The organism is Streptomyces sp. NPDC001889 (assembly GCF_053594535.1).
In genome coordinates this window covers 197,137-222,040 of sequence record NZ_JBSFER010000003.1, presented here as the reverse complement: position 1 = coordinate 222,040, position 24,904 = coordinate 197,137, and the positions used below count along the sequence as shown (strand labels likewise).

The 24,904-nt window shown below is 71.7% G+C and carries 26 protein-coding genes; 18 read left to right on the top strand and 8 right to left on the bottom strand.

Annotated elements, in window-relative coordinates:
* Positions 1-253 precede the first annotated feature (253 nt).
* A complete protein-coding gene (locus tag ACWCRA_RS04500) occupies positions 254-1,225 on the bottom strand; it encodes a DeoR/GlpR family DNA-binding transcription regulator (RefSeq protein ID WP_451066836.1) in 972 nt (323 codons plus the stop codon).
* Between the two features lie 222 nt (positions 1,226-1,447).
* Positions 1,448-2,887, bottom strand: coding sequence for an NAD(P)H-quinone dehydrogenase (locus ACWCRA_RS04495; protein WP_351558754.1), 1,440 nt, complete (start codon positions 2,885-2,887; stop codon positions 1,448-1,450).
* Between the two features lie 277 nt (positions 2,888-3,164).
* Between ACWCRA_RS04495 and ACWCRA_RS04490 the strand changes: the two genes are divergently transcribed.
* The 4 genes from ACWCRA_RS04490 to ACWCRA_RS04475 all read left to right on the top strand — a co-directional run bounded on the left by ACWCRA_RS04490 (position 3,165) and on the right by ACWCRA_RS04475 (position 8,202).
* The gene (locus ACWCRA_RS04490; protein ID WP_258785081.1) at positions 3,165-3,602 is read left to right on the top strand and encodes a gamma-glutamylcyclotransferase; all 438 of its coding nucleotides are present in this window, start codon (positions 3,165-3,167) and stop codon (positions 3,600-3,602) included.
* 138 nt (positions 3,603-3,740) lie between these two features.
* Complete coding sequence (locus tag ACWCRA_RS04485; protein WP_351558752.1) at positions 3,741-4,559, top strand: purine-nucleoside phosphorylase; 819 nt, start codon at positions 3,741-3,743, stop codon at positions 4,557-4,559.
* A 244-nt stretch (positions 4,560-4,803) separates the two neighbouring features.
* On the top strand, positions 4,804-6,444 hold the full coding sequence (locus tag ACWCRA_RS04480; RefSeq protein WP_451066835.1) for a phospho-sugar mutase: 1,641 nt from the start codon (positions 4,804-4,806) through the stop codon (positions 6,442-6,444).
* Between the two features lie 540 nt (positions 6,445-6,984).
* On the top strand, positions 6,985-8,202 hold the full coding sequence (locus tag ACWCRA_RS04475) for a hypothetical protein (protein ID WP_451066834.1): 1,218 nt from the start codon (positions 6,985-6,987) through the stop codon (positions 8,200-8,202).
* A 3-nt stretch (positions 8,203-8,205) separates the two neighbouring features.
* Here ACWCRA_RS04475 and ACWCRA_RS04470 read toward each other — a convergent pair whose 3' ends face one another.
* Positions 8,206-8,826, bottom strand: coding sequence for a PH domain-containing protein (locus ACWCRA_RS04470; RefSeq protein ID WP_351558729.1), 621 nt, complete (start codon positions 8,824-8,826; stop codon positions 8,206-8,208).
* A 163-nt stretch (positions 8,827-8,989) separates the two neighbouring features.
* Between ACWCRA_RS04470 and ACWCRA_RS04465 the strand changes: the two genes are divergently transcribed.
* Together ACWCRA_RS04465 and ACWCRA_RS04460 are read left to right on the top strand one after the other, a co-directional pair.
* Entirely contained in the window at positions 8,990-9,400 is a 411-nt protein-coding gene (locus tag ACWCRA_RS04465) for a hypothetical protein (RefSeq protein WP_451066833.1), read from the top strand.
* A 70-nt stretch (positions 9,401-9,470) separates the two neighbouring features.
* Positions 9,471-9,638 (top strand): hypothetical protein, encoded by a 168-nt coding sequence (locus ACWCRA_RS04460; protein WP_351558725.1) that lies wholly within the window; start codon positions 9,471-9,473, stop codon positions 9,636-9,638.
* A 592-nt stretch (positions 9,639-10,230) separates the two neighbouring features.
* Here the strand turns inward: ACWCRA_RS04460 and ACWCRA_RS04455 are convergent.
* From ACWCRA_RS04455 to ACWCRA_RS04445, 3 genes are all read right to left on the bottom strand, one after another.
* Positions 10,231-10,791: a DinB family protein gene (locus ACWCRA_RS04455; protein ID WP_351558723.1), complete on the bottom strand. Its 561-nt coding sequence runs from the start codon at positions 10,789-10,791 to the stop codon at positions 10,231-10,233.
* Positions 10,792-11,103: 312 nt separating this feature from the next.
* A complete protein-coding gene (locus tag ACWCRA_RS04450; RefSeq protein ID WP_351558721.1) occupies positions 11,104-11,571 on the bottom strand; it encodes an NUDIX hydrolase in 468 nt (155 codons plus the stop codon).
* Positions 11,558-12,319 carry an XRE family transcriptional regulator gene (locus ACWCRA_RS04445; RefSeq protein WP_451066832.1) on the bottom strand — a complete coding sequence of 254 codons (762 nt, stop codon included), beginning with the start codon at positions 12,317-12,319 and terminating at the stop codon, positions 11,558-11,560. The genes ACWCRA_RS04450 and ACWCRA_RS04445 overlap by 14 nt, the downstream gene beginning before the upstream one ends.
* Before the next feature lie 224 nt (positions 12,320-12,543).
* Here ACWCRA_RS04445 and ACWCRA_RS04440 point away from each other — a divergent pair, with 224 nt between their 5' ends.
* The 8 genes from ACWCRA_RS04440 (at position 12,544) to ACWCRA_RS04405 (ending at position 19,353) form a co-directional block, all read left to right on the top strand.
* The gene (locus ACWCRA_RS04440) at positions 12,544-12,765 is read left to right on the top strand and encodes a hypothetical protein (RefSeq protein WP_451066831.1); all 222 of its coding nucleotides are present in this window, start codon (positions 12,544-12,546) and stop codon (positions 12,763-12,765) included.
* Positions 12,762-13,205, top strand: coding sequence for a hypothetical protein (locus tag ACWCRA_RS04435; RefSeq protein WP_451066830.1), 444 nt, complete (start codon positions 12,762-12,764; stop codon positions 13,203-13,205). Before ACWCRA_RS04440 ends, ACWCRA_RS04435 begins: the two co-directional genes overlap by 4 nt.
* Positions 13,139-13,648, top strand: coding sequence for a hypothetical protein (locus ACWCRA_RS04430; RefSeq protein ID WP_451066829.1), 510 nt, complete (start codon positions 13,139-13,141; stop codon positions 13,646-13,648). Before ACWCRA_RS04435 ends, ACWCRA_RS04430 begins: the two co-directional genes overlap by 67 nt.
* A 228-nt stretch (positions 13,649-13,876) precedes the next feature.
* Entirely contained in the window at positions 13,877-14,137 is a 261-nt protein-coding gene (locus tag ACWCRA_RS04425; protein WP_451066828.1) for a hypothetical protein, read from the top strand.
* A 352-nt stretch (positions 14,138-14,489) separates the two neighbouring features.
* Positions 14,490-15,287: a phosphotransferase gene (locus ACWCRA_RS04420; RefSeq protein ID WP_451066827.1), complete on the top strand. Its 798-nt coding sequence runs from the start codon at positions 14,490-14,492 to the stop codon at positions 15,285-15,287.
* Between the two features lie 707 nt (positions 15,288-15,994).
* Complete coding sequence (gene deoC, locus ACWCRA_RS04415; protein ID WP_351559321.1) at positions 15,995-16,945, top strand: deoxyribose-phosphate aldolase; 951 nt, start codon at positions 15,995-15,997, stop codon at positions 16,943-16,945.
* 6 nt (positions 16,946-16,951) lie between these two features.
* Complete coding sequence (locus tag ACWCRA_RS04410) at positions 16,952-18,451, top strand: aldehyde dehydrogenase family protein (protein ID WP_351559304.1); 1,500 nt, start codon at positions 16,952-16,954, stop codon at positions 18,449-18,451.
* A gap of 2 nt (positions 18,452-18,453) precedes the next feature.
* On the top strand, positions 18,454-19,353 hold the full coding sequence (locus ACWCRA_RS04405; RefSeq protein ID WP_351559306.1) for an aldehyde dehydrogenase family protein: 900 nt from the start codon (positions 18,454-18,456) through the stop codon (positions 19,351-19,353).
* 127 nt (positions 19,354-19,480) lie between these two features.
* On the opposite strand, the gene ACWCRA_RS04400 is transcribed toward ACWCRA_RS04405, so the two are convergent.
* Positions 19,481-19,891, bottom strand: coding sequence for a hypothetical protein (locus tag ACWCRA_RS04400; RefSeq protein ID WP_351559307.1), 411 nt, complete (start codon positions 19,889-19,891; stop codon positions 19,481-19,483).
* A 134-nt stretch (positions 19,892-20,025) separates the two neighbouring features.
* Here ACWCRA_RS04400 and ACWCRA_RS04395 point away from each other — a divergent pair, with 134 nt between their 5' ends.
* Positions 20,026-20,691 carry an ATP-binding protein gene (locus ACWCRA_RS04395; protein WP_351559309.1) on the top strand — a complete coding sequence of 222 codons (666 nt, stop codon included), beginning with the start codon at positions 20,026-20,028 and terminating at the stop codon, positions 20,689-20,691.
* Positions 20,692-20,894: 203 nt separating this feature from the next.
* On the opposite strand, the gene ACWCRA_RS04390 is transcribed toward ACWCRA_RS04395, so the two are convergent.
* Positions 20,895-21,632 (bottom strand): SigE family RNA polymerase sigma factor, encoded by a 738-nt coding sequence (locus ACWCRA_RS04390; RefSeq protein ID WP_451066826.1) that lies wholly within the window; start codon positions 21,630-21,632, stop codon positions 20,895-20,897.
* Between the two features lie 302 nt (positions 21,633-21,934).
* Between ACWCRA_RS04390 and afsQ1 the strand changes: the two genes are divergently transcribed.
* From afsQ1 to ACWCRA_RS04375, 3 genes are read left to right on the top strand one after another with little or no spacing between them, the layout of a single operon-like run.
* The gene (afsQ1, locus tag ACWCRA_RS04385) at positions 21,935-22,612 is read left to right on the top strand and encodes a two-component system response regulator AfsQ1 (RefSeq protein ID WP_323371832.1); all 678 of its coding nucleotides are present in this window, start codon (positions 21,935-21,937) and stop codon (positions 22,610-22,612) included.
* A gap of 49 nt (positions 22,613-22,661) precedes the next feature.
* The gene (locus ACWCRA_RS04380) at positions 22,662-24,206 is read left to right on the top strand and encodes a HAMP domain-containing sensor histidine kinase (protein ID WP_351559313.1); all 1,545 of its coding nucleotides are present in this window, start codon (positions 22,662-22,664) and stop codon (positions 24,204-24,206) included.
* Positions 24,203-24,838: a hypothetical protein gene (locus tag ACWCRA_RS04375; protein WP_351559315.1), complete on the top strand. Its 636-nt coding sequence runs from the start codon at positions 24,203-24,205 to the stop codon at positions 24,836-24,838. Before ACWCRA_RS04380 ends, ACWCRA_RS04375 begins: the two co-directional genes overlap by 4 nt.
* The last annotated feature ends 66 nt before the right edge of the window (positions 24,839-24,904 follow it).

The following is a 24,904-nucleotide window of genomic DNA, read 5'->3' as shown; positions in this document are numbered from 1 at the left end:
TCCCACAGCGCCTTCCGGCAGCGGATACGGATCAGCCGGCGCGGCGGCACGGGCGCGGCGCGGCAGGACACGAGCACCGGTCGGTAACGGCTCATCCGCGCTGAACGGTCGGTGGGAAGCACCAGCGGGCGATCGGCTCTGCGTGGTGCCGCGAGGAGCCGCGAGCCGCGAGCGGGACGATCACCACAGAGGCCGGCTGCTCCGCGCGCGGCCCTCCACCGGCCTCGGACGCGGCGCGACCGTCCGGAGGAGTTCAGCGGCGGCGGAGGTCCGCCATCCTGGCGCCGCGCTCCACCGCTCCCGTGCCGCCGCCCCCCACCCCCGGCTCAAGTCCGCCCGCGGGGTTGAGCCGCTGCGGACCCGGACCGGCGCCTCCCCGGGTGCGGCGCTGCCCCGGGAGCGGCACATCGCGGCGCGGTGGCCGCCCCGGAGCCGTATCGCCCTCGCCGGACGGCGGGGACTGCGGCGGCGACGCGGCACCCGTGCCCGCCACCGCGATCTGTACGCCCTGGTCGGCCAGGGCCTGGAGTTCGGTGGCCGCCCGGTCGTCGTGGGCCGGGGGCTCGTCGGTGACCAGCCGGGTGATCACATCGGTGGGCACGGTCTGGAACATCGTGTCGGCGCCGAGCTTGGTGTGATCGGCGAGGACCACCACCTCGGCCGCCGCCTGCACCAGCGCCCGGTCGACGCTCGCCGAGAGCATGTTGGAGGTGGAGAGGCCCCGCTCGGCGGTCAGCCCGCTGCCGGAGAGAAAGGCGCGGGAGACCCGCAGCCCCTGGAGCGACTGCTCCGCCCCGCTGCCGACCAGGGCGTAGTTGGAGCCGCGCAGCGTGCCGCCGGTCATGACGACCTCGACCCGGTTGGCGTGGGCGAGCGCCTGGGCGACGAGCAGGGAGTTGGTGACGACGGTCAGTCCGGGGACCCGGGCGAGCCTGCGGGCCAGCTCCTGGGTGGTGGTGCCCGCGCCGACGACGATGGCCTCGCCCTCGTCGACGAGGCCGGCGGCGAGATCGGCGATCGCCGTCTTCTCCGCGGTGGCGGACAGGGACTTCTGCGGAAAGCCGGACTCCCGGGTGAAGCCGCCCGGCAGTACCGCACCGCCGTGCCGGCGGTCGAGGAGTCCTTCGGCCTCCAGCGCCCGCACATCCCGCCGTACGGTCACTTCGGAGGTCTGGACGACGCGGGCGAGCTCACGGAGCGACACGGCCCCGTTGGCACGCACCATTTCAAGGATCAATTGGCGACGTTCTGCAGCGAACACGAAACTGACAGTAACCTGAGCGGCCGATAGTTTTCAGCACTATGCGCCGAATAACAAGTAATGCGCTCACCATGGCCCGTCAAGTGGTATGAGCGCGCACCGGAGATGGCCACCAAACGATCACACCCGGACGGCGGGCCCGGGGCGCGCGGAGCCGGTCCGCGGCCCCGCGCCGGACCCCGGCGGTCAGCCCTCGCCGGTGGCCTTGCGGGTGTGCAACTGCCGTGCCACCTCGGCAATCGAGCCGGACAGGGAGGGGTAGACGGTGAAGGCGTTGGCGATCTGCTCCACCGTCAGATTGTTGTCGACCGCGATCGAGATCGGGTGGATCAGCTCGCTCGCGCGCGGCGCCACGACGCATCCGCCGACCACGATCCCCGTACCCGGCCGACAGAAGATCTTCACAAAACCGTCCCGAATACCCTGCATCTTCGCGCGGGGGTTGCGCAGCAGCGGCAGCTTGACGGCCCGTGCATCGATCTTGCCCGCGTCGACATCCGCCTGGCTGTAACCGACGGTGGCGATCTCCGGGTCGGTGAAGACATTGGAGGAGACGGTCTTCAGGTTCAGCGGGGTGACCGCGTCGCCGAGGAAGTGGTACATCGCGATGCGGCCCTGCATGGCCGCGACCGAGGCGAGCGCGAAGACCCCGGTGACGTCACCGGCCGCGTACACGCCCGGAGCGCTGGTGCGGGAGACCCGGTCGGTCCGGATGTGCCCGGAGTCCTTGAGCCGTACGCCCGCCTCCTCCAGACCCATGCCCGCGGTGTTGGGGATCGCGCCGACCGCCATCAGGCAGTGGCTGCCGGAGATGACCCGGCCGTCGGAGAGGGTGACCTCGACCCGGTCGCCGACCCGCTTGGCGGACTCGGCGCGGGAGCGGGCCATGACGTTCATCCCGCGGCGGCGGAAGACGTCCTCCAGGACGGCGGCGGCGTCCGGGTCCTCACCGGGGAGCACCCGGTCCCGGGAGGAGACCAGGGTGACCCGGGAGCCGAGCGCCTGGTAGGCGCCGGCGAACTCGGCGCCGGTGACGCCGGAGCCGACCACGATCAGCTCTTCGGGCAGCTCGTCCAGGTCGTAGACCTGGGTCCAGTTGAGGATGCGCTCGCCGTCGGGCAGCGCGTCGGGGATCTCGCGGGGATGGCCGCCGGTGGCGATCAGCACGGCGTCGGCGACCAGGGTCTCCTCGGTGCCGTCGGCGGCCCGGACGACGACCTTGCGGGAGCCGTCGGTGGCCTGCCGGCCGTCCAGCCGGCCCCGGCCGCGCACCACGCGCGCGCCGGCCCGGGTCACGGAGGCGGTGATGTCGTGCGACTGCGCCAGCGCGAGCCGCTTCACCCGCCGGTTCACCTTGCCGAGGTCCACGCCCACGACCCGGGCCGACTGCTCCATCGGCGGGGTGTCGTCGGCGACGATGATGCCCAGTTCCTCGTAGGACGAGTCGAAGGTGGTCATCACCTCCGCCGTGGCGATGAGGGTCTTGGAGGGCACACAGTCAGTCAGTACGGACGCGCCGCCGAGGCCGTCGCAGTCGACGACGGTCACCTCCGCGCCGAGTTGGGCGCCCACCAGGGCCGCCTCGTATCCGCCGGGTCCGCCGCCGATGATCACGATCCGGGTCACTGGGGTCACGCCTCGCGCTCTCGTTGCTGCCGGGTGGGCCGGGGCGGTGTCGTCCCGCTGGGCGGTCCCACTGAGGGGCTGGAGTACGTACCCCATTGTCCCGCACGCTTCAAGCTGCTCGCCCCCGGGGCCTCCTTCGGTGTCCGGGGCTCCCCACAGGGGACCACGCGGGTGCCCGGAGCCGCCGCTCAGGGGGTCCGCCGGGGTGCCGGCCCCCCGCCCGGGGGACCACGCCGCGCAGGGCGACCACCCGGGCCCCTCCCGTACCCTCAATCCCATGTCGCTCTACGCCGCGTACGCCGGCAACCTCGACGCGCGGCTGATGACCCGCCGCGCACCGCACTCCCCGCTGCGCGGCACGGGCTGGCTCAACGGCTGGCGGCTGACCTTCGGCGGCGAGCAGATGGGCTGGGAGGGGGCGCTGGCCACCATCGTGGAGGCGCCGCGCTCGCAGGTCTTCGTCGCGCTCTACGACATCGCGCCGATGGACGAGGACTCGATGGACCGCTGGGAGGGTGTCGGCCTGGACATCTACCGGCGGATGCGGGTCCGGGTGCACACCCTGGACGGCGAGGAACCCGCCTGGGTGTATGTGCTGAACGGATACGAGGGCGGGCTGCCGTCGGCCCGCTATCTGGGCGAGATCGCGGACGCGGCGGACTCGGCGGGCGCGCCGCACGACTATGTGATGGAGCTGCGCAAACGGCCCTGCTAGGGCCCTCTCCGCTTCCCCGGCCGCGGCTTCCCGGCCGGCTTTCGTGGGAAACGACAAGACAACGATCCGAGGACCGTACGCTGCTGCATCTACGCGCGTAGGGATTCAGCGGTTACCCTCATTCGCGTGAACGCACATGTGAATCCGGACCTCGACGGCGCTACCGCCGACCCCCACCAGACGGCCGGTGCCGCCGCCGCGCGCCTGCGCGAGCTGACCGGCGCCGAGACGCACGACGTGGCTTTGGTGATGGGCTCCGGCTGGGCACCGGCCGTGGACGCGCTCGGCGCGCCCGAGGCGGAGTTCCCGGTCACCGAACTGCCCGGCTTCCCGCCGCCCGCGGTCGAGGGCCACGGCGGCAAGATCCGCTCGTACCGCATCGGCGACAAGCGCGCGCTGGTCTTCCTCGGCCGTACCCACTACTACGAGGGCCGCGGCGTGGCCCCCGTCGCCCACGGTGTGCGCACCGCGGTCGCGGCCGGCTGCAAGACCATCGTCCTGACCAACGGCTGCGGCGGTCTGCGCGAGGGCATGCGCCCGGGTCAGCCGGTGCTGATCAGCGACCACATCAACCTCACCGCGACCTCGCCGATCATCGGCGCGAACTTCGTGGACCTCACCGACCTCTACTCGCCGCGGCTGCGCGCGCTGTGCAAGGAGGTGGACTCCTCCCTCGAAGAGGGGGTGTACGTCCAGTTCCCCGGCCCGCACTACGAGACGCCCGCCGAGATCAACATGGTCCGTGTGCTCGGCGGCGACCTGGTCGGCATGTCCACCGTCCTGGAGGCCATCGCGGCCCGTGAGGCGGGCGCCGAGGTGCTGGGCATCTCCCTGGTCACCAATCTGGCCGCGGGCATGTCGGGCGAGCCGCTCAACCACGAGGAGGTCCTCCAGGCCGGCCGTGACTCGGCGGCCCGGATGGGCGAGCTGCTGACAAGGGTCCTCGCGCGGCTCTGAGCCGGAGCGGGCCGGGCGCGGCGGGGGCGGGAGCCCGGGGCGGCAGGGGTCGCCCCGGTCCTCCCCGCATCCGCCGCGCCCGGCCGGGAACCGGCTTTCCCGGCCCCGGGACGGCTCCCGGCCACCCGGGGTCACCGGAACGACCTTCCCCTGCCCGGTTCCGTCATCACGGCCACCACCCACCCCGGCCGATGATGGACCCCCGGCACCAGAAGACACACGGAACACGAGAGGCGGAGCGACCGTGCAGCAGGACCTCATCGCGCGGGCCCGGGCATGGCTGGCGGAGGACCCGGATCGGGAGACCCGGGACGAGCTGGCCGAGCTGATCCGGACGGAGGCCGCGGACGAGCTGGCCGCACGGTTCAGCGGCACCCTCCAGTTCGGTACGGCGGGACTCCGCGGCGAGCTGGGCGCGGGCCCCATGCGGATGAACCGCGCCGTGGTGATCCGCGCCGCCGCCGGCCTCGCCGCGTACCTCAGGGCCCGGGGCCAGGGCGACGGCCTGGTCGTCGTCGGCTACGACGCCCGCTACAAGTCGGCCGACTTCGCCCGGGACACCGCCGCGGTGATGACCGGGGCCGGGCTGCGCGCCGCCGTGCTGCCGAGGCCGCTCCCCACCCCCGTACTGGCGTTCGCCATAAGGCAGCTGGGCGCGGTGGCCGGGGTCGAGGTCACCGCGAGCCACAATCCGCCCCGGGACAACGGCTACAAGGTCTACCTCGGCGACGGCTCCCAGATCGTGCCGCCCGCCGACGCGGAGATCGCCGCCGAGATCGACGCGATCCGCAGCCTGGCCGACGTCCCCCGCGCCGACTCCGGCTGGGAGACCCTGGGCGAAGAGGTCCTGGACGCCTATCTGGCCCGTACCGACGCCGTGCTGACCCCCGGCTCCCCCCGCACCGCCCGCGTCGTCTACACGGCCCTGCACGGCGTCGGCAAGGACGTCCTGACGGCGGCCTTCGCGCGGGCCGGGTTCCCGGCGCCCGTCCTCGTACCGGAACAGGCGGAGCCCGATCCGGCGTTCCCGACGGTGGCCTTCCCCAACCCGGAGGAGCCGGGCGCGATGGATCTCGCGTTCGCGACCGCCCGCCGGGCCGCCCCCGACATCGTGATCGCCAACGACCCGGACGCGGACCGCTGCGCCGTCGCCGTCCCGGCCGGCGGTGACTGGCGGATGCTCCGCGGCGACGAGGTCGGCGCCCTCCTCGCGGCCCACCTGGTCCGCGCCGGCGCGCGCGGCACCTTCGCCGAGTCGATCGTCTCCTCCTCCCTGCTGGGCCGGATCGCCGAGGCCGCGGGCGTCGGGTACGAGGAGACGCTGACGGGCTTCAAGTGGATCGCCCGCGTCGAGGGACTGCGGTACGGATACGAGGAGGCGCTCGGCTACTGCGTCGACCCCGAGGGCGTGCGCGACAAGGACGGCATCACGGCGGCGCTGCTCATCGCCGAACTGGCCTCCGTCCTGAAGGAGGAGGGCCGCACCCTCACCGACCTGCTCGACGACCTGGCGGTGGAGCACGGTCTGCACGCCACGGACCAGCTCTCGGTCCGCGTCCAGGACCTGGGGGTCATCGCCGACGCGATGTCCGCCCTCCGCGCCGCCCCGCCCGCCGCGCTGGCGGGCCTGACGGTGACCGCCGCCGAGGATCTGACCCGGGGCACCGGCTCCCTCCCGCCGACGGACGGTCTGCGCTACCACCTCGACGGCGAGTACCGCGCCCGGGTGATCGTCCGTCCGAGCGGGACCGAGCCCAAGCTGAAGTGCTATCTGGAGGTCGTGGTCCCGGTGACCGCCCACGCGGGCCTGCCGGCGGCGCGCGAACGGGCCGCGGAGGTGCTGGCGCTGCTGAAGCGGGATGTGGCGTCGGCGGCGGGGATCTAGTCCCGGGCTCGGCCAGGGACCCGGGCCTCGGGGAGCCCGGGGCCTGCGGGAGCCGGGGGCCTGCGGGGTCCGCGCGCCCGCCCGGGCCGCCGGGCTTCCGGTTCGGGGCCCAGGGCTGCCGGCTTCCGCTCCCGGGGGCTCATGGTCTGCCGGGCTCCCGGCCCCAGGACCCAAGGTCTGCCGGGCCTCCATTCCCGGACCCGAGGTCTGCCGGCCTCCCGGCCTGGACTCCCCCGGTAATCGGGGTCTTCACCGCGCCAGGCGGGCCCCGGAGCCCCGGGCCCTCCGGGCTTCGCCCCGGGAGCCGGCCGCCCGGCCGCCGAGAAACCGGGAGCCGGGAGCCGGGAGCCGAACGCCCGGCCGCCGAGTTCCCGGGAGCCGGCCGCCCGGGGACCCCGCCCGTCCTCCGGGACTCGTACCGGAGGAGACGCGCACCGTACGGGTGAATCTCCCCCGGCTCCCGTGCAGCGCACCCCTCTCCTCCGCGCGGTCGGGCAAGGGTGGGCCCGGTAGTGATGGCCGACCCCAGGAGCGCAGCCGTTGTCCCCCGCGTCCCCCGCCGCGACCGCTCACGCCTTCGTCCCCGCCTCCCGCAGCCCCCAGGCCCCGGGGGGCGGCGGCGCACCGGAGCCCGGCGGCCGGCTGCTGCGCTCGCTCCGGTACGCCGGGCCCGCGCTGGCGGCGTATCTGGCGGTACGGCTCTGCGGGCTGCTGGTCCTGGCCCGGCTGGCGCACACCAAGGGCCACGGGGTGTGGCCGACCCTCGCCACCTCATGGGACTCGCACTGGTACCTGGGCATCGCGGCCGACGGGTACGCGGAGGCGCTCGGCACCCGCGTCAACGACAACAACCTCGCCTTCTTCCCGCTCTACCCCCTGCTGGTGAAGGCCCTCGCCACGGTGATTCCCGGTTCGCGGGCGTCGGTGGGCCTGCTGGTCGCGGTCGTCGCGTCGTTCGTGGCGGCGTGGGGGGTCTTCGCGGTCGGTGACCTGCTGTACGGGCGCCGCACGGGCACGCTGCTCACGGTGGTGTGGGGCGCGCTGCCGGTGGCGGCCGTGCAGTGGATGGGCTATACGGAGTCGCTGTTCACGGCCCTGTCCGCGTGGGCGCTGTACGCCGCGCTGGGGGGCCGCTGGCTCTGGGCGGGCGCGCTGGCGTCGCTGGCGGGGCTGACCCGTCCGACGGGGGTCGCGGTGGCGGCGGCGGTCTCCCTCGCGGCGCTGCTGTCGTGCCGCCGCTCACCCCCGGGCCGGCGGGCGGCGGCGGTGACGGGCGCGGCGGTGGCCCCGCTGGGCTGGCTGGCGTATGTGGCGTGGGTGGGGGCGCGGGTGGGCCGCTGGGACGGGTACTTCGCGGTCCAGCGGCTGTGGAAGAACGAGTGGGACGGGGGCCGGGCGACCCTGCTGGAGCTGCGCCAGCAGCTGGTGTACGCGAGCCGCCCCCCGCTGTTCCTGCTGATCGTCTCGGCCGTGCTGATCGTCTCGGCCGTGCTCTATCTGCTCTGTCTGACCGACCGCCAGCCCCTGCCGCTGCTGGTCTTCACCGGGGTGCTGCTGCTGGTGGTGCTGGGCAGCGCGGGTGTGTACTTCCCCCGGGCCCGCTTCCTGCTCCCGGGCTTCCCCCTGCTGCTCCCCCTGGCCCGGGCGCTTGCCGGGGCGAGGAGCACGGCGACGGTGGGGGTGGTGCTGGTGGCGGCGGCCCTGCTGTCGGCGTGGGCGGGGGCCCATATGCTCCTGGTCTGGCCGGGCCCGCCGTAACCCTCAGCCGATGGCGAAGAGGACGGCCAGGAGCACGAGCCCCGCGACGGCCGGCGCGATCAGCTCGTACGCCCAGCGGGTCCGCACCTCGCCCTGCGCACCCGGCCGGGTGGCATGGTGCTCGGCGAGGAGCCGCAGCTCACGAATGGTCTGGTCCGCCTGCGCCATCCTCGGCTCGGGCTCGGCGGTGCCGACCCCGGAGGCGTGCGAACGGTCCCGCTTCGTCTGCTGCCGGTTGGCGCGCTTGCGCTGCCGCAGCGACACGGGAACGGCCCACATCTGGTACTTGTCGCCGTCCTTGGTGAAGACCTCGCTCGAATACCCGGCCCGGAAGTCCTCGACGGCCCCCCAGGGCAGCACGACGGAGCGGAACGGGTTCCGCACCCGCACCCGGTCGTCATTGACGAAGACGGCCGGCCGGAGCGTGAAGGCGACGACCAGCGGCACGGCGACCAGCGCAACGGCCACGGCGAACCAGGGCGTCCGCCCGGCCCCCCGGACGACGGCGTCCCCGGCGAGCCAGAGGATGAGCCCGAGCAGCAGCACACCACCGGCCATCCCGGCGGGCGACCGGAAGACCCGATCGGCGTAGGAGGGCTCTGCGGGCGACTGCGAGCTGGTCATACCCCCGATTCTGCCCCACGGCCCACAGGGGGCGCGCCCCGGGCGCCCACGCTCCCTCCGGGGGTGGTGTGTCCGGGCACCCGGTGATGGGCAGAAGGTCTGCGTGATCTGTCAGCTCTCGCTCCTAGACTGGCCGGGCCGCCACGAGAGGAAATGATCACCCATGCGCCCGCAGAGATTCCAGGGATTCGTCATCGACCTGGCCAGGAACAACCCCACCGCGATCCAGGTGCAGACACTCGCCGACGCGGGTGACGACAAGACTCCCTGCGGGGTCGCCGTCACCACCGCTGCGGGTGTCTCCCGGTGGGGCATCGTGGGCCAGCTCCCGGACGGTGCCAAGCACGAGGGATTCGACGACTCCCCGGTCAACGGGGACCCGATCGCCCCCGGGGACGCGCCCCAGGCGACCGACGCCCCCGAGGCCTGGTTGGCGGCGCTGCTCGCTCACTCCGAATCGCCCGAGATCGCCGGGATCGAACGCTGGTCGACTCGCGAGGAGGTCCGCCCCAACTACTACGGACTGACCGTCCGATTCCACAACTCCGCCAGAGTCTTCGTCCGCCTCCTCTGAATCCCCGCCGCGGCCCGGCCGGGGAGTGCACCACCAGTCGGCATTCACCTCACTGAAGGAGTGTCCTGGCATGGAACGCACCTGCGCCCGCCCCGGCAACCGTTTCGACCCGGCCCGCTGTGACGGCTCCTGCCCGGTCTGCGGTGCCATCGTCGGCTCACCCACCGGCTCGCCCACCACCATCCACCAGGGTTCCGACGGGTCCACCTGCTCGGGCACCAACCAGCCGGCGACCTGATACGGCCGAGAGCGGGCATCGCCGCAGTCCCCACCCGCGCGGGGATGGAATCGGGCGAGCTGCCGGACACACTCACACCATCCGCGAAGCCGGGCTCCCGAACTGATGGCGAAGCGCGCCGACAGAATCGAGGCTGCCGCGGCAGGGCGGAACGACATCCCCGGCGCGCTCACCCGGTGGACGCCGCGCGCCGGACCCGACGAAGGCGATCCGTTGCCGCGAACTCGCGATAGCATCCGCGGCCTGTCAACGGCCCCAGGAGCGGCTACCGCATGACCACTCGTGCCGTGACCGGACACATGGACCTGACGGTCGCCGGCGTTCCCCTCATCCGGACAAGCCCTGCACGGCCTGCTCCGCCCCCACGGCCCCGACTTCTCCGGTTTCTCCCTGCGTCGCCGCCGGCTCGGACAGCCTCTTCGCGCAGAAACCCGCCATCTCGGCGAGAGCGAACCCCTCGGCCCCCGCCGGCCACTCCCGGAACATTCCGAAACCGCTGTACGACCACGAGACGTCCGGGAGGTTCAGGCCCCCGGCATCGGGATGGAGCGAGAGCCCCACCGTGTCCTCCCCTCCCGCACCCGGAGCCCCGTCACTGACCGACCCTTCCGTCCACGCACTCGCGCAGCAGATCGGCGTGCCCGCAGTGACGGGCGTACTCGTCGATCCGGTGCACCATCAGCTCCCGGATCACGATCCCCTCCCTCCCCACGCGCTCGCCCAGATCCGTGTGCTTGGCCAGCTCGGCGTCGGTCGCCGCCTGCTCGCGCTCCAGATCGGCGTACGCGGCGTCGACCTCCGCGCGGTCGGCGACGGCTCCGTCGAAGTCCGCGTCCCGCTCGCCGTACAGCTTCGGCACCGGGTCGCCGTCGGTGATCCAGTTGCGCCAGTCCCGCTCCACCTCGGCGAGGTGCCGCACCAGCCCGAGCAGCGACATCGTCGACGGCGGAACCGACCGCCGGGCCATCTGCTCCGCGTCCAGCCCCTCGCACTTCATCCGCAGGGTCAGGCGGAAGCTCGCCAGGAAGTCCCGCAGCGTCGCCGGCTCACCCTCCGCGCCGGACCCTTCACTGTCGCGGGGGTCGTTGTCCGGGTCGACCCACATGTCCGGGTAGACGGTGGCCTGGGTCCAGCGTGCGGGTTGGTCGGTCATGCGCGCCATGTTCGCCGGGCGGGGCTCGGGCCCGCCACTCCTTTACGGCCGGGCGCTCACGGAAGCGGCCCGGCGTGCCGCGCCCTCCGGCCACACCCCGTCCACCGGCAGCCCGGCGGAATGCTCCCGTCGGTCAGATCCCTGTGTCCGGTCACAGCCGGGATGGGGGGCGGTCCTGGTCGCCGCACACCCGCCGAGTGGGCCTCGGACGCGTGGGCCCGTGCCGTGGTGTCCCTCTGCCTCGCCGCCTGACGCGGTGAGCCCCCGTGCTCGCTGCCCAACAGGGGCGGCGGGTGTGGGGACGTTTCCAATTCACCGCAGCGCCGGCATATTCCCGTCACGCCAATCGTCAATCCGCTTACGAATACTAGGAACCATAGGCAGGTTTTCTGTTTCCGCAATTGTGAACCAGTCCACTTCAGTCGACTCACCCGAGGCCGACAAAGCCCCCCCGGCCGGATGAGCAAGAAAACAGATGGAGAATTCCTGTCGCACCTCTCCATCACTGTAGGAAAACACGTGCCCGGGATTTGTGTACGTACCAACAATGCCAACGAGTCTGACATTGAGCCCAGTTTCCTCCAGCGTCTCACGTACCGCGCAGTCGGGAAGCGACTCTCCAATATTCATGGCGCCGCCAGGAAGCGCCCACATCCCATTATCGATTCTCCGCTGGAGCAGTATGCGTCCAATTTCATCGACCACGATTGTCGATGCAGCAGGAATCAGACTATTCGCCGTCGGAGCGCACGGATCATTCTCGTAGTCACGCCTCGCCATGGCCGCCCTCTCCCCAAACATCTGTGCCACGACTCCAAATTTCCTCTACATGCGAAGCGAAGCGATCGAATATTCCATCATTCTGATGTCGGCGCAGATGCAATGTCGGAGCATCATGTCCGACTCGATGCGTGAGAAGCGGGGTCACGATCATATCGTGATCAAAACGGAATACCGACAGATGAGAATGACCTTCGCTATACCGTGCACCAATACCCAATTCGCCTCTTACTTTCTCCAGCTCGGATAGCGTCACGCGAATGCGCGTTGCGAGAGTGAGCGGTACATTCTCCTGCGCCTCACGTTCGCGAGTCAGGGCACTGTCGGGATCGCCAATAATAAAGCGCACCCTGCATCCATTCCTTGCCTTTTTTCGCAACAGTTCTCCGAATTGCGACTGTTCGAGCCACAGAAAATAATTAGTGTAGCCGGCGAACGTCAACTCCTTCTCCGCCTTGGATATCAAAGAACTCCAGAGAGACGTGGGGCAATTGGAGCGGTACGGGTAGACGGAAACCACTTCCCTGTCAGGTCCAACCTTGATTGCCCTGCTCGCTGCCGCAGGCCACAACGTCGTTTCTTCCTCTCTGAGTTCTTCACAAATCAACCAGCGGTGCCGGGCTCGCGGTACCCGTCCCGGCTCGGTGATCCACCTGCCGACTGTCTTGATGTCGACACCGCAGCGCTCAGCCAACTGCCTGTCACTCACACGTGTTTTGGCCATGGCGTGACGCAGAGCTTCGTTCAAGATCAACCTCTGGGACGTTAGGGACGAATTTTTACCGTAGGCCATTTCCGTGCCGAACGTCCGGCGATCAGAGTAGAAACGTCCCCCGGGACGCGAAACGGTTGCGGTATGACGGATCTGACCAGCGCTGATGCTGATCTCACCGATAGCGACCGCCGCCCTCGTTCCCTTGAGCCGTCCCTCTCCGGGCTGTCGCCCCGTGTTCGACAGACAGGCCGACTGGCGTGAAGCTCTTACGTATTCGACGACCCTGGTGTCTGTGGTGGCTGACCCCACGGGGTCGTGAGCACCGTCGGCTCCGCGCCGAGCTGCGCCGGCTGGAGACTGATCCCGACTACGCGGACCAGTGGCGTGCCGAACTGGCCGAGGGTTGGCGACAGGTCCGGTTCGAACGGGCGCTTGAGGCTCTGCTCCTCGACCTGGCGGACGGCGGTGACCGGCCGTGAACCGCATCCCGGAGCGGGAGTTCCACTACTTCGCCGCGGTGTCCGCGGAAGGGCCCGTGGTCGGCACCGGTGAGATCGCCGGGACGATACTCGCCACGTTCTCCACCCCGTACCTCGGGCGGGCACTGCGCTGGGCGCGCAAGCAGGCCGTACGGATCGCCGACCGGCTCGACCCACCGCCCGAGGCCCCCTGGCACCACGCCACCGGCCGGGTGCCGCCCGCTGTCACCGCCGGACACGGCGACGCGCCGACGGCCCTGCGGGCCTGGGCCGGCGACGACACGGCCTGTCAGGACGCACACCAGCGGCTCCGCGCCGGGCACCCGGTGATCGCCGTGTTCGTGGAGCACGCCGAGCGGTACACGATCATCGTGTGGCCCGTGCCCGTACGACCGGGGACACCCATGCCCGCACCACTCAGTGCGGTGAGGCCCTGGTGAACCTCGCCGGAACGGGACCGGTCGCCCGCCTCACGTGCACCGTCTGGTCGGTCCTCCCCACTGCCCTCGCACGGCTCATCAGCCGTAGTTCCCCGAACCTGCTCCCCGGGCACCCCGATGGGCCGTACCTCATCCGCTGCCACCTGGAACGCCACGGCGAGGGTGAGCACTGGGCGATGGTGTGGCCCGTCGCCGGCCAGGGCGAGGGCATGCTCTGGGCGCACTGGAGCACCGCCGGACCGCCCGCCCGTGTCCTCACGCGGCCCATATGCCCCGAAACGGACGGCCCCCACAAGGAGTGCGCCCTCTACCAGGGCCACCCGGACGCACACAGTTACGAACTGACCACGGTTGAGCCGGACGAGCTGCCCGGGCCGATCGCCGTGAACCGGCTGCGGGCCTGCTTCCAAGCCGTCAACGAGCACACCGGCAGGAACAACTGACCATGCGGCGTCTGGGACTGCGAAGGGGGCGCCCCTGCCTGCGCCCGCGCCGTCGCCGCCCACCGGGGCCGCATCAGAGCCCGCGCCCAATACGGAACAGACCGTCACTGCCCAGCCTCCGGGATACCCGTGGACGACCGGGCGCGCCACGTCCTCGTAGTCAGCCGGCCATGGAAAACCACACAAGCCATCAGGCCCCAGTAGATCCGCAGACAGGAGACACCCCTCGTGCCCTACAACCTGACACCGCAGCGCCACGCCGCACGGGAACGCGTCATCGCACAGCGGGACGACGTGACCCGCCGCTACACGAACGGCGAATCCCTTCTGTCCCTCGCACACGTCTACAACGTCAGCGACTCGTGGCTACGGGACCGGTTCGCCGAGTGGGACATCCCGCTGCGCACCCGGTCGGAGTCGGTGAAAGCCGCGTGGCGGCACGTCCGGAAGACCGAACAAGTCTCGACCTTCCGGCGCCCCGCCGACTAGCCCCCCAACTCCCGTCCGGCTGTACGTGCTGAGGGTCACCACAGCCGGACGGGACCCGCTTCCGTCCTCGACGAGAACCGGTGAACCGGACTTCCCGGAACGCTCGCCCGAGGACGGACCGCACGCCCCGCCGTGACGCCAGGGAGCGGACGCGTGCACCGTCGGACCCAACCGGGCCGGGAAGGAAGGTTCAGGCAATGAAGCCGTGGATTCTGAGCGAGTGTGACCACGAATACCGGAAGTGGAGCGGTGCGGACCGCTGCGTGAAGTGCGGCCACACCCGACGCTGACAACGGACAGAGGGAGGGGTGCCGGTCATCTGGTGCCCCTCTCGTCACCGAGCGAGGAACACATGACTGAACGAGTCGAGTGGGAAAAACTTCCGGCGGCGTTCCGCGACGCCGTGGAACGGCACACCGGGCCGGTGATCCGGTCGGAGAGCGTCGGGAGCGGCTTCAACTGCACTGTGGCACTGGCTGTACACACCCGGAGCGGCGGGCGCCTGTTCCTCAAAGGAGTACGGACATCCGACACGGCCGGGGCGGCGGGGCTGCTCTGTGAAGAGCGGCTGAACGACGCGGTGGGGGGTGTCAGTCCCACCATCCGTCACCGCATCGAGGAGGCCGGCTGGCTCGCGCTGGCGTTCGTCCACGTCGACGGTCGGCACGTCGACTACGGCCCCGGAACGAGTGACCGGGCGGCGCTCATGCGCGTCACGCGCCGTATGCACCGCCTGCGGGCCCCGGCGCACCCCGTTCCGCAGCTCTCGGACCGGTTCGCGGGACATCTGCGCCCCGGGGAAGCAGAAGCGCTCAAGGGCTCACATCTGCTCCACACGGATCTGAACCCGCACAACATCGTGATCAGCCACGCGGGCGGTGACGCGTACATCGTGGACTGGGCCATGCCCGCGCTCGGCCCCGCATGGGTCGATCCGGCGTCCATGGCCACATGGCTCATGACCTACGGGCATGCGCCGGCGGACGCCCTCGCGTGGCTCCGGGGGACACCGAGCTGGCTACAGGCGGACCGGAAGGCCGTTGAGGCGTTCGTGAACGTCACATGCAGGGAGTTCACCGCAAGCGTGGGAGACAAGGACGCCGAGCCGCACAACACGCGCTTCCGGCACCTGCTCGACGCGCCGCACTGACGGATGGGGTGGCGCCGGCCAGCCCGTACCCGCGCGACGGGTGCGACCGGCAGCCCTGGGAGCTTGAGGCCGGACCCTGGTCCACAGGACCCCGCACCCTGCGGGCCCGGGTCGGGGGCCAGCCCCCGAACCCCCGCTCCTCAATCGCCGGAGGGGCTGGAGTGGTACGGCTCAGCTCACCGAAGAGGCAGGGATCGCCCCCCCCAGCCCGCCGGAGGGGCTGGAGTGGTGCGGCTCAGCTCACCGAAGGAGCAGGGATTCGCCCCCAGCCCGCCGGAAAGGCCGGAGTGGTGCAGCTCAGCTCACCGAAGGAGCAGGGATTCGCCCCCAGCCCGCCGGAGGGGCTGGATTTCGTTCCTCAGCTCGCCGAAAGGGACAGGATGCGTACCCCAGCTCGCCGAAGGAGCCAGGATTCGCGCCCCAGCCGCCCGACGAAGCCGGGCGCGCCCCACCCGGCCCGGCCGAGCCGGCTGCGGCAGCCCGTCCGGGGGCACCCCCCAGAGGCAGCTCCGGGGGAGCTTGAGGACCGGCCCCGCACCACAGGACCCCGCACCACACAGCCCCCCGCACCACAGGACCCCGCACCACACAGCCCCCCGCACCCCAGCACCCCGCACCACACAGCCCCCCGGCCACCGCCCCCCGCACCAGTCGCCCCCACCCCCTGTACAGGCCGCTACGCGCGTAGATATGCTCGGGTGGTGAGCATGCCCATCGCACCCGCATCCGCCCTCCCGGAGGTCACCTCCTCCGACCAGGCCCTCCGTCGCTTTCTGCACGGGCTCCCCGGGGTCGATCCCGTCGGGCTCGAAGCCCGGGCCTCGTCGCTCGGGACCCGGTCGATCAAGGCCGCCGCCAAGGCGTACGCCATCGACCTCGCGATCTCGATGATCGACCTCACCACGCTCGAAGGCGCCGACACCCCGGGCAAGGTCCGGGCGCTCGCCGCCAAGGCCGTGCACCCCGACCCGACCGACCGGACCTCCCCGGCCACCGCCGCCGTCTGCGTCTATCCGGACATGGTCGCCACCGCGAAGTCCGCGCTGAACGGCGCGGACGTCAAGGTCGCCTCCGTCGCCACCGCCTTCCCGGCGGGCCGCGCCTCCCTCGACGTCAAGCTCGCCGACACCCGCGACGCGGTCGCCGCCGGTGCCGATGAGATCGACATGGTCATCGACCGGGGCGCGTTCCTCTCGGGACGGTATCTGAAGGTGTACGAGGAGATCCTCGCCGTCAAGGAGGCCTCGGGCGACGCGCGCCTGAAGGTCATCTTCGAGACCGGCGAGCTGTCCACCTACGACAACATCCGCCGCGCCTCCTGGCTCGGCATGCTCGCGGGCGCGGACTTCATCAAGACCTCCACCGGCAAGGTCGCCGTCAACGCCACCCCGGCGAACACCCTCCTCATGCTGGAGGCCGTCCGCGACTTCCGCCGCCAGACGGGGGTACAGGTCGGGGTGAAGCCCGCCGGTGGCATCCGTACCAGCAAGGACGCCATCAAGTTCCTCGTCCTCGTCAATGAGACCGCAGGCCCGGACTGGCTGGACAGCCACTGGTTCCGCTTCGGCGCCTCCAGCCTGCTCAACGATCTGCTGATGCAGCGCCAGAAGCTGGCCACCGGCCGCTACTCCGGCCCCGACTACGTAACCGTGGACTGAGCGGACATGACTACAGAGACCACCCCGGCCAACCCCTTCGCGTACGCGCCGGCCCCCGAATCCCGCGCGGTCGTCGACATCGCGCCCTCGTACGGACTCTTCATCGATGGCGAGTTCACCGAGTCGAGCGGCCAGGACCGCGCCAAGACCCTCTCCCCCGCGACCGAGGAAGTCCTCGCCGAGTACACCCAGGCGAACGCCGAGGACGTGGACCGCGCCGTGAAGGCCGCCCGCAAGGCGTTCGAGAAGTGGTCGGCGCTGCCCGGCCGGGAGCGGGCCAAGTACCTCTTCCGGATCGCCCGGATCATCCAGGAGCGCAGCCGTGAGCTGGCCGTTCTGGAGACCCTGGACAACGGGAAGCCGATCCGGGAGACCCGTGACGCGGACCTCCCGCTGGTCGCCGCGCACTTCTTCTACTACGCGGGCTGGGCCGACAAGCTCGACCACGCCGGCTTCGGCGCCAACCCGCGCCCGCTGGGTGTCGCGGGCCAGGTCATCCCCTGGAACTTCCCGCTGCTGATGCTGGCGTGGAAGATCGCCCCGGCGCTGGCGACCGGCAACACGGTCGTGCTGAAGCCCGCCGAGACCACCCCGCTCTCCGCGCTCTTCTTCGCCGACATCTGCCGCCAGGCCGGGCTCCCCCGGGGTGTCGTCAACATCGTCACCGGCGACGGCCGCACCGGCGAGGCGCTGGTGACGCACCCGGGCGTCGACAAGGTCGCCTTCACCGGCTCGACCGCCGTCGGCAAGGCCATCGCGCGCCAGATCGCGGGCACGGACAAGCGGGTCACCCTGGAGCTGGGCGGCAAGGGCGCCAATATCGTCTTCGACGACGCCCCTCTCGACCAGGCGGTCGAGGGCATCGTCAGCGGGATCTTCTTCAACCAGGGCCAGGTCTGCTGCGCGGGCTCGCGGCTGCTGGTCCAGGAGTCGGTCCAGGAGGAGCTGCTGGACTCCCTCAAGCGCCGGCTCTCCACCCTGCGCCTGGGCGATCCGCTGGACAAGAACACCGACATCGGCGCGATCAACTCCGCCGAGCAGCTCGCCCGGATCACCGCGCTCGCCGACACCGGCGAGGCGGAGGGCGCCGAGCGCTGGTCGGCGCCGTGCGAGCTGCCGTCCGCCGGCTACTGGTTCGCCCCGACGCTCTTCACCAACGTCACCCAGGCGCACACCGTCGCCCGGGACGAGATCTTCGGCCCGGTGCTGTCCGTGCTGTCGTTCCGCACCCCGGACGAGGCCGTCGCCAAGGCCAACAACAGCCAGTACGGTCTTTCGGCCGGCATCTGGACGGAGAAGGGCTCCCGGATGCTCGCCGTGGCGAGCCGGCTCCGGGCGGGTGTCGTCTGGGCCAACACCTTCAACAAATTCGACCCGACCTCGCCGTTCGGCGGTTACAAGGAGTCCGGCTTCGGCCGTGAGGGCGGCCGGCACGGCCTGGAGGCCTACCTCGCCCCCGCCGGCCAGAACCCGGGCCCGAACCCGACCCCGAAGGGTGAGCGCTGACCATGAGCACCGCGGAACAGAACCGACTGAGTGTCTTCAAGACCTACAAGCTGTACATGGGCGGGAAGTTCCCGCGTTCCGAGAGCGGCCGGGTGTACGAGGTGACCGACTCCAAGGGCACATGGCTGGCGAACGCGCCGCTCTCGTCCCGCAAGGACGCCCGTGACGCGGTCGTCGCGGCCCGCAAGGCGTTCGGCGGCTGGTCGGGCGCGACCGCGTACAACCGGGGGCAGATCCTCTACCGCGTGGCCGAGATGCTGGAGGGCCGCCGGGAGCAGTTCGTCCGGGAGGTGGCCGACGCGGAGGGGCTCTCCAAGTCGAAGGCCGCGGCGCGGGTGGACGCGGCGATCGACCGCTGGGTCTGGTACGCGGGGTGGACCGACAAGATCGCCCAGGTGATGGGCGGGGCGAACCCGGTCGCGGGTCCGTTCTTCAATCTGTCGACGCCCGAGCCGATGGGTGTCGTCGCCGTGCTGGCGCCGCGCGATGCGTCGTTCCTGGGGCTGGTCTCGGTGATCGCCCCGGTGATCGCCACCGGCAACACGGCCGTGGTGGTGGCGAGCGAGCGCTCCCCGCTGCCCGCGCTCTCGCTGGGCGAGGTGCTGGCCACCTCCGACCTGCCGGGCGGTGTGGTCAATGTGCTCTCCGGCCGCACGGCGGAGATCGCGCCCTCGCTCGCCGCGCACCAGGACGTCAACGGCATCGATCTCACCGGGGCCGGGGACGGCGCCGAGGCGAGGGAGCTGGAGATCGCGGCGGCCGACAACCTCAAGCGGGTGCTGCGCCCGGGCCCCGAGGACTTCACCGCCGACCCCGGTACGCACCGGATGACGGCGTTCCTGGAGACGAAGACGGTCTGGCACCCCACCGGCGCGCTCGGCGCGTCGGGCTCCGCCTACTAGGGAGTTCCTTCCGGATCTCGCCGGGCTCGCGGGCCCGGCGAGATCCGGAGGAGACGGCCCGGGCGGGTGTGGAGAGCCCCTGCCGTCCCCGTCCGGCGGCAGGGGCTCTCCCGTACGCGCCCCCGCGCTACAGCGGCAGCATCTTCACCACATCCCCCACCAGCGGCAGGTCCTTGAGGGCCCCGCCCTGGGAGAGCGGGCCGGTGAGCACCTCGGTGGTGATGGGCTTGAAGTCGGCGATCTGTGTGCCGAGGCTGTTGGCCAGCGGGTCGACGCCGGTGTTGGCGAGCGGGTTGAGCTGGAGGCTGGTGAGGTGGCCGAGGCCGGAGACCGAGTTGCCGATCGCACCGGCCGCGCCGCTTCCGGGGCCGCCGACGGCGGCCCCGACGGCGTCGAGGCCGCCGTCCACGGCGGGTGACCCGGCCGCGTGCGCGGTCTCGCCGGTGGCGAGGGCCGCCGCGAGGGCCGCGGCGGTCAGACCCGCGCGCAGAGCGGTGCGCCGGGGTGGGTGCGGTCGGTGGGCTGCGTGACGTGCCATGAGGGTTCCCGCCTGGGTGGGTAATCGGACGAGCACTCAGCGTAGTTGAGTGGTGATTCCCAATCCACCGTCATCCCCGATGGCTCCCCTTACGGGTCAATGCCTCACACTGGTGTCCCGTGACCTCTTCCGCCATGACGACGCGTGTTGTGCTGCTCGCGGGCCCCTCGGGCTCCGGCAAGTCCTCCCTGGCCGCCCGCACGGGACTGCCCGTGCTGCGGCTGGACGACTTCTACAAGGAGGCCGGCGACCCGACGCTTCCGCTGGTCGCGGGAAGCACGGACATCGACTGGGACTCACCGCTCTCCTGGGACGCCGATGCGGCCGTCGCGGCGGTCGCGGAGCTGTGCGGGACCGGGCGCACGACCGTCCCGGTGTACGACATCGCGGCGAGCGCGCGGGTCGGGCGGGACGCCTTCGCCATCGGCCGCACGCCGCTGTTCGTGGCGGAGGGGATCTTCGCGGCGGACATCGCGGCGCGCTGTGCGGAGCTGGGGGTGCTGGCGGACGCGCTCTGTCTGCGGGGCCGCCCGTCGACGACCTTCCGCCGGCGGCTCGCCCGGGATCTGCGGGAGGGACGGAAGTCGGTGCCGTTCCTGCTGCGGCGCGGCTGGCGGCTGATGCGGGCCGAGCGCGGGATCGTGGCGCGCCAGACCGGTCTGGGTGCCCATCCGTGTGCCCGGGACGAGGCGCTGGGCCGGGTCGCGGCGGCCGCGGCCGGCCGGCACCGTACCGCCGCTCAGCCGGCCCCGCACGCGGCGGCCACTCCCCCGGGCGCCCAGGACCTGTCGCCGCTGTAGTGGGCGCGCACGGAAACGGGGCCGGACAAGACCCCCCGGCCTGTCCGGCCCCGTACTCCCCCGTGCTCCGTGGCCCCCGTGGCCGCTCGGGTCCCCCGACCCTCCCGGCCCGACCACGTTCCCGCTGTCTCCCCCGAGACGGCGGCCCCCCACTCGTTTCCCCCGTGATCTCCCCCCGTCGCCCCCGTGTTCCCCCGTCGCCTTCAGGCCACCAGCTCGCCGAAGGACTCCTCCTCGTCACGGCCGAAGCTGAGGACCTGGTCCTCGCGCAGCCGGCGGAGCGACCGCCAGATGCTCGACTTCACCGTGCCGACACTGATGTCCAGGATCTCCGCGATCTCCGGGTCGGTGCGGCCCTCGTAGTAACGGAGGACCAGCATCGTCCGCTGGAGTTCCGGCAGCCTGGCCAGCGCCTGCCAGAGCACGGCGCGCAGCTCGGTGCCCCGCATCGCGTCGGTGTCGCCCGCCGTCTCCGGCAGCTCCTCCGTGGGGTACTCGTTGAGCTTGCGCCGGCGCCAGGCGCTGATGTGCAGATTGGTCATGGTGCGGCGGAGGTATCCCCCGACCGCCGCCTTGTCGCTGATCCGGTCCCACGCCCGGTAGGTCGAGAACAGCGCGCTCTGGAGCAGGTCCTCGGCCTCGAAGCGGTCGCCGGTGAGGTGGTAGGCGGTCGCGTACAGGGAGGAACGGCGCTCCTGGACGTAGGCGGTGAACTCCGCCTCCGACAGGCTCTGCCGCCCCCCGCTCCCCCTGTACGGAGCCGCCGTACCGGCCGCCCCCGCCGTCGCGTCAACCACCGTCATGTACGACGGCTTGTGCTGACGCCCGGCGCCGCGAACGCACCCCCGCCCGTTCACGGCGCCGGACTTCTCCACCGTCCGCCCGACGTCGTGGAGACGCGTGACAACTGCGTTTGAGGTGGTGCTGTGCAGTGCGTTCATCCCACGCCCCCCGTCGAGTGGTGTCTGTTCGGTCTTGGTGTGATGAAGCTTGCCGAGGCAGTTTCATGGCGGTGTCCGCCGACTGTCACAGGCCTGTCACAGGGGAGGGGACACCGCGCGGCGCGACCCGGGGGGTCCGGGAGCCGCGACGGCCCCGGCGGGGCCGGGGACCCGGGAGCGGGCGGACGAGGGGGCGGGAGGGCGCGGGAAGGGGCGCCGGGGGGCGGTACGGGGCGGCCGGGCGGCTCCGCACAGGTCGGGGCGGTCGAACTCCGGTACACCCATGGGCCAGAATGACGCTCGTGCCTTTCCTGTTGCTGATCGAGGACGACGACGCCATCCGCACGGCCCTCGAACTCTCCCTGTCCCGCCAGGGCCACCGTGTGGCCACCGCGGCGACGGGAGAGGACGGCCTCAAACTGCTGCGCGAGCAGCGGCCGGACCTGATCGTGCTGGATGTGATGCTGCCCGGGATCGACGGTTTCGAGGTGTGCCGCCGCATCCGGCGCACCGACCAGCTGCCGATCATTCTGCTGACCGCCCGCAGCGACGACATCGACGTGGTCGTGGGGCTGGAGTCGGGGGCCGACGACTATGTGGTCAAACCCGTCCAGGGGCGGGTGCTCGACGCCCGTATCCGGGCCGTGCTGCGGCGCGGCGAGCGGGAGTCCACCGACTCCGCCACCTTCGGTTCGCTGATGATCGACCGCTCCGCGATGACCGTCACCAAGAACGGCGAGGATCTGCAGCTCACGCCGACCGAGCTGCGTCTCCTGCTGGAGCTGAGCCGGCGCCCGGGGCAGGCGCTCTCCCGGCAGCAGCTGCTGCGGCTGGTGTGGGAGCACGACTATCTCGGGGACTCCCGGCTGGTGGACGCCTGTGTCCAGCGGCTGCGGGCGAAGGTGGAGGACGTACCGTCGTCGCCGACCCTGATCCGTACCGTGCGCGGTGTGGGCTACCGGCTGGACGCTCCCCAGTGACAGCCGGCCCCGCCCCCGTCGCCCCGGGGCTCACGAGGGGTGGCGCGCGGTGAGCGGTGCCGGCCGGCGCGCGGTGCTCAGCGGGCTGCGCTGGACGAGTCTGCGGCTGCGGCTCGTCGTCGTCTTCGCGGCGGTCGCGCTGACCGCCGCCGTCTCCGCTTCGGGCATCGCGTACTGGCTCAACCGCGAGGCGGTGCTCTCCCGGACCCAGGACTCCGCGCTGGAGAACTTCCACAAGGAGATGCAGAGCCACGCCGCGTCGCTGCCGCTCCACCCCACCCAGGGCGAACTCCAGGACACGGCCGATCTGATGGCCGACGGCAAGTCGGGATACAGCGTGCTGCTGCTGGCCGAGCGCGCCGAGCGCAAGCCGGTGGCGGCCACCTCCGACGCGGACGGCTTCACCCTCGACGACGTGCCGCCGGCGCTCCAGGACGCGGTGAACGACCGTCAGGAGATCAGCGCCGCCGATCCCGCTCCGTACCATCTGTACTGGCAGCGCATCGAGCGCGGCGGCACCCCGTATCTGGTCGGCGGCTCGCGGATCATGAACGGCGGGCCGACGGGATATGTGCTCAAGTCGCTGGAGAACGAGCGCGAGGACCTCAACACGCTCGCCTGGTCGCTGGGGATAGCGACCGCGCTGGCGCTCGTCGGCTCGGCGCTGCTCGCCCAGGCGGCGGCGACCACGGTGCTCAAGCCGGTGCGCCGGCTCGGGGACGCGGCGCGCAGGCTCGGCGAGGGGAAGCTCGACACCCGGCTGCGGATCTCGGGCACCGACGAGCTGGCGGAGCTGGCGAGGACCTTCAACAGGACGGCGGAGTCGCTGGAGAAGAAGGTCGCCGACATGAGCGCCCGGGAGGAGTCCAGCCGCCGTTTCGTCGCCGATATGTCGCATGAGCTGCGGACGCCGCTGACCGCGCTCACCGCCGTCGCCGAGGTGCTGGAGGACGAGGTGGACAACCTCGATCCGATGATCGCGCCCGCGGTGAATCTGGTGGTCAGCGAGACCCGTCGGCTGGGCGATCTGGTGGAGAACCTGATGGAGGTCACCCGCTTCGACGCGGGGACCGCCAAGGTCGTCCTGGACACGGTCGACGTGGCCGACCAGGTCACCGCCTGTATCGACGCCCGCGCCTGGCTGGACGCGGTGGAGCTGGACGCCGAGCGCGGGATCATGGCGCGCCTCGACCCCCGGCGGCTCGATGTGATCCTGGCGAATCTGATCGGCAACGCGCTCAAGCACGGCGGTTCGCCGGTGCGGGTGGCGGTGCGGCTGGTCGACGACGGCGCCACCCTGGTGATCGAGGTGCGCGACCACGGCCCCGGCATCCCCGCCGATGTGCTGCCGCATGTCTTCGACCGGTTCTACAAGGCCAGCGCGTCCCGGCCGAAGTCCGACGGCAGCGGTCTCGGGCTGTCGATCGCGGTGGAGAACGCCATCGCCCACGGCGGCACCATCACCGCCGCGAACTCGCCGGACGGCGACGGCGCGGTGTTCGTGCTGCGGCTGCCGCTGGACGCGTCGGCGCCCGCGGACGGCGCCGGAGAGAGCCCTTCGAGTGGCGGGCGGGGAGAGGGGAACGGGCAGTGAGGCGGAGGGCGCTGGGATTCATAGCGCTGGCGGGCGGCGCGCTGGTGCTCGCCGGATGCGGGATCAGGACCACCCAGGTGCCGGTCTACTACGGGCCCGCGCCGTCGCGGCCGGCGTGCGAGGTGAGCGGGGGGAGCCGCGCGGACACCGCTTCGCCGTCGCCCGGTCTTCCCGTGCAGATCTATCTGATCTGCGCGTCCCAGCTGAAGTCCGTGGACCGCACGGCCGGCCCCGCGCCGGAGGCGTCCTCGCCCGCCGGCCGGGTGCGGGTCGCGCAGGCGCTCCTGGCGGAGCTGGAGCGGGAGCCGTCGGCCGGGGAGCGCGAGGTGGGCTTCGGTACGGATGTGCCGGGGCCGATCGCGGTCAGCGGGCCCCGGCCGGGCGATCCGGCGGGGACGCTGCGGCTGAGCCGGCAGCCGGAGGATCTGCCGGAGGCGGCGCTGGCGCAGATCGTCTGCACCTTCGCGGAGAGCCGGGCGGCGACTGCGGGCGGCACGGTGGTGCTCGGCGGGCCCGGAGGGTATCCGGCACGGGCGTACGCCTGCTCGGCGCAGGCCAGGGAGCGGCCGTCGGAGCCGCTGCCCGCCCTCTCGGCGCCCGCCTCCGCCGCGCCTTCCCCTTCGGCTTCCTGAGCGTGCGAAGAGACGGAACCGATTCCCGCGTGGTGTGCGTCTTCTGTGGCGTGCAGCGTCAAGGTA

What these genes read in the sequence shown, in the direction of transcription:
- ACWCRA_RS04455 (WP_351558723.1), bottom strand. Translation starts at nt 10,791, where the DNA reads ATGACCGACCAACCCGCACGCTGGACCCAGGCCACCGTCTACCCGGAC.
- ACWCRA_RS04420 (WP_451066827.1), top strand. Translation starts at nt 14,490, where the DNA reads ATGACTGAACGAGTCGAGTGGGAAAAACTTCCGGCGGCGTTCCGCGAC.
- ACWCRA_RS04395 (WP_351559309.1), top strand. Translation starts at nt 20,026, where the DNA reads ATGACGACGCGTGTTGTGCTGCTCGCGGGCCCCTCGGGCTCCGGCAAG.
- ACWCRA_RS04490 (WP_258785081.1), top strand. Translation starts at nt 3,165, where the DNA reads ATGTCGCTCTACGCCGCGTACGCCGGCAACCTCGACGCGCGGCTGATG.
- ACWCRA_RS04470 (WP_351558729.1), bottom strand. Translation starts at nt 8,826, where the DNA reads ATGACCAGCTCGCAGTCGCCCGCAGAGCCCTCCTACGCCGATCGGGTC.
- ACWCRA_RS04390 (WP_451066826.1), bottom strand. Translation starts at nt 21,632, where the DNA reads ATGAACGCACTGCACAGCACCACCTCAAACGCAGTTGTCACGCGTCTC.
- ACWCRA_RS04460 (WP_351558725.1), top strand. Translation starts at nt 9,471, where the DNA reads ATGGAACGCACCTGCGCCCGCCCCGGCAACCGTTTCGACCCGGCCCGC.
- ACWCRA_RS04410 (WP_351559304.1), top strand. Translation starts at nt 16,952, where the DNA reads ATGACTACAGAGACCACCCCGGCCAACCCCTTCGCGTACGCGCCGGCC.
- ACWCRA_RS04450 (WP_351558721.1), bottom strand. Translation starts at nt 11,571, where the DNA reads ATGGCGAGGCGTGACTACGAGAATGATCCGTGCGCTCCGACGGCGAAT.
- ACWCRA_RS04405 (WP_351559306.1), top strand. Translation starts at nt 18,454, where the DNA reads ATGAGCACCGCGGAACAGAACCGACTGAGTGTCTTCAAGACCTACAAG.
- ACWCRA_RS04400 (WP_351559307.1), bottom strand. Translation starts at nt 19,891, where the DNA reads ATGGCACGTCACGCAGCCCACCGACCGCACCCACCCCGGCGCACCGCT.
- deoC (WP_351559321.1), top strand. Translation starts at nt 15,995, where the DNA reads ATGCCCATCGCACCCGCATCCGCCCTCCCGGAGGTCACCTCCTCCGAC.
- ACWCRA_RS04500 (WP_451066836.1), bottom strand. Translation starts at nt 1,225, where the DNA reads ATGGTGCGTGCCAACGGGGCCGTGTCGCTCCGTGAGCTCGCCCGCGTC.
- ACWCRA_RS04465 (WP_451066833.1), top strand. Translation starts at nt 8,990, where the DNA reads ATGCGCCCGCAGAGATTCCAGGGATTCGTCATCGACCTGGCCAGGAAC.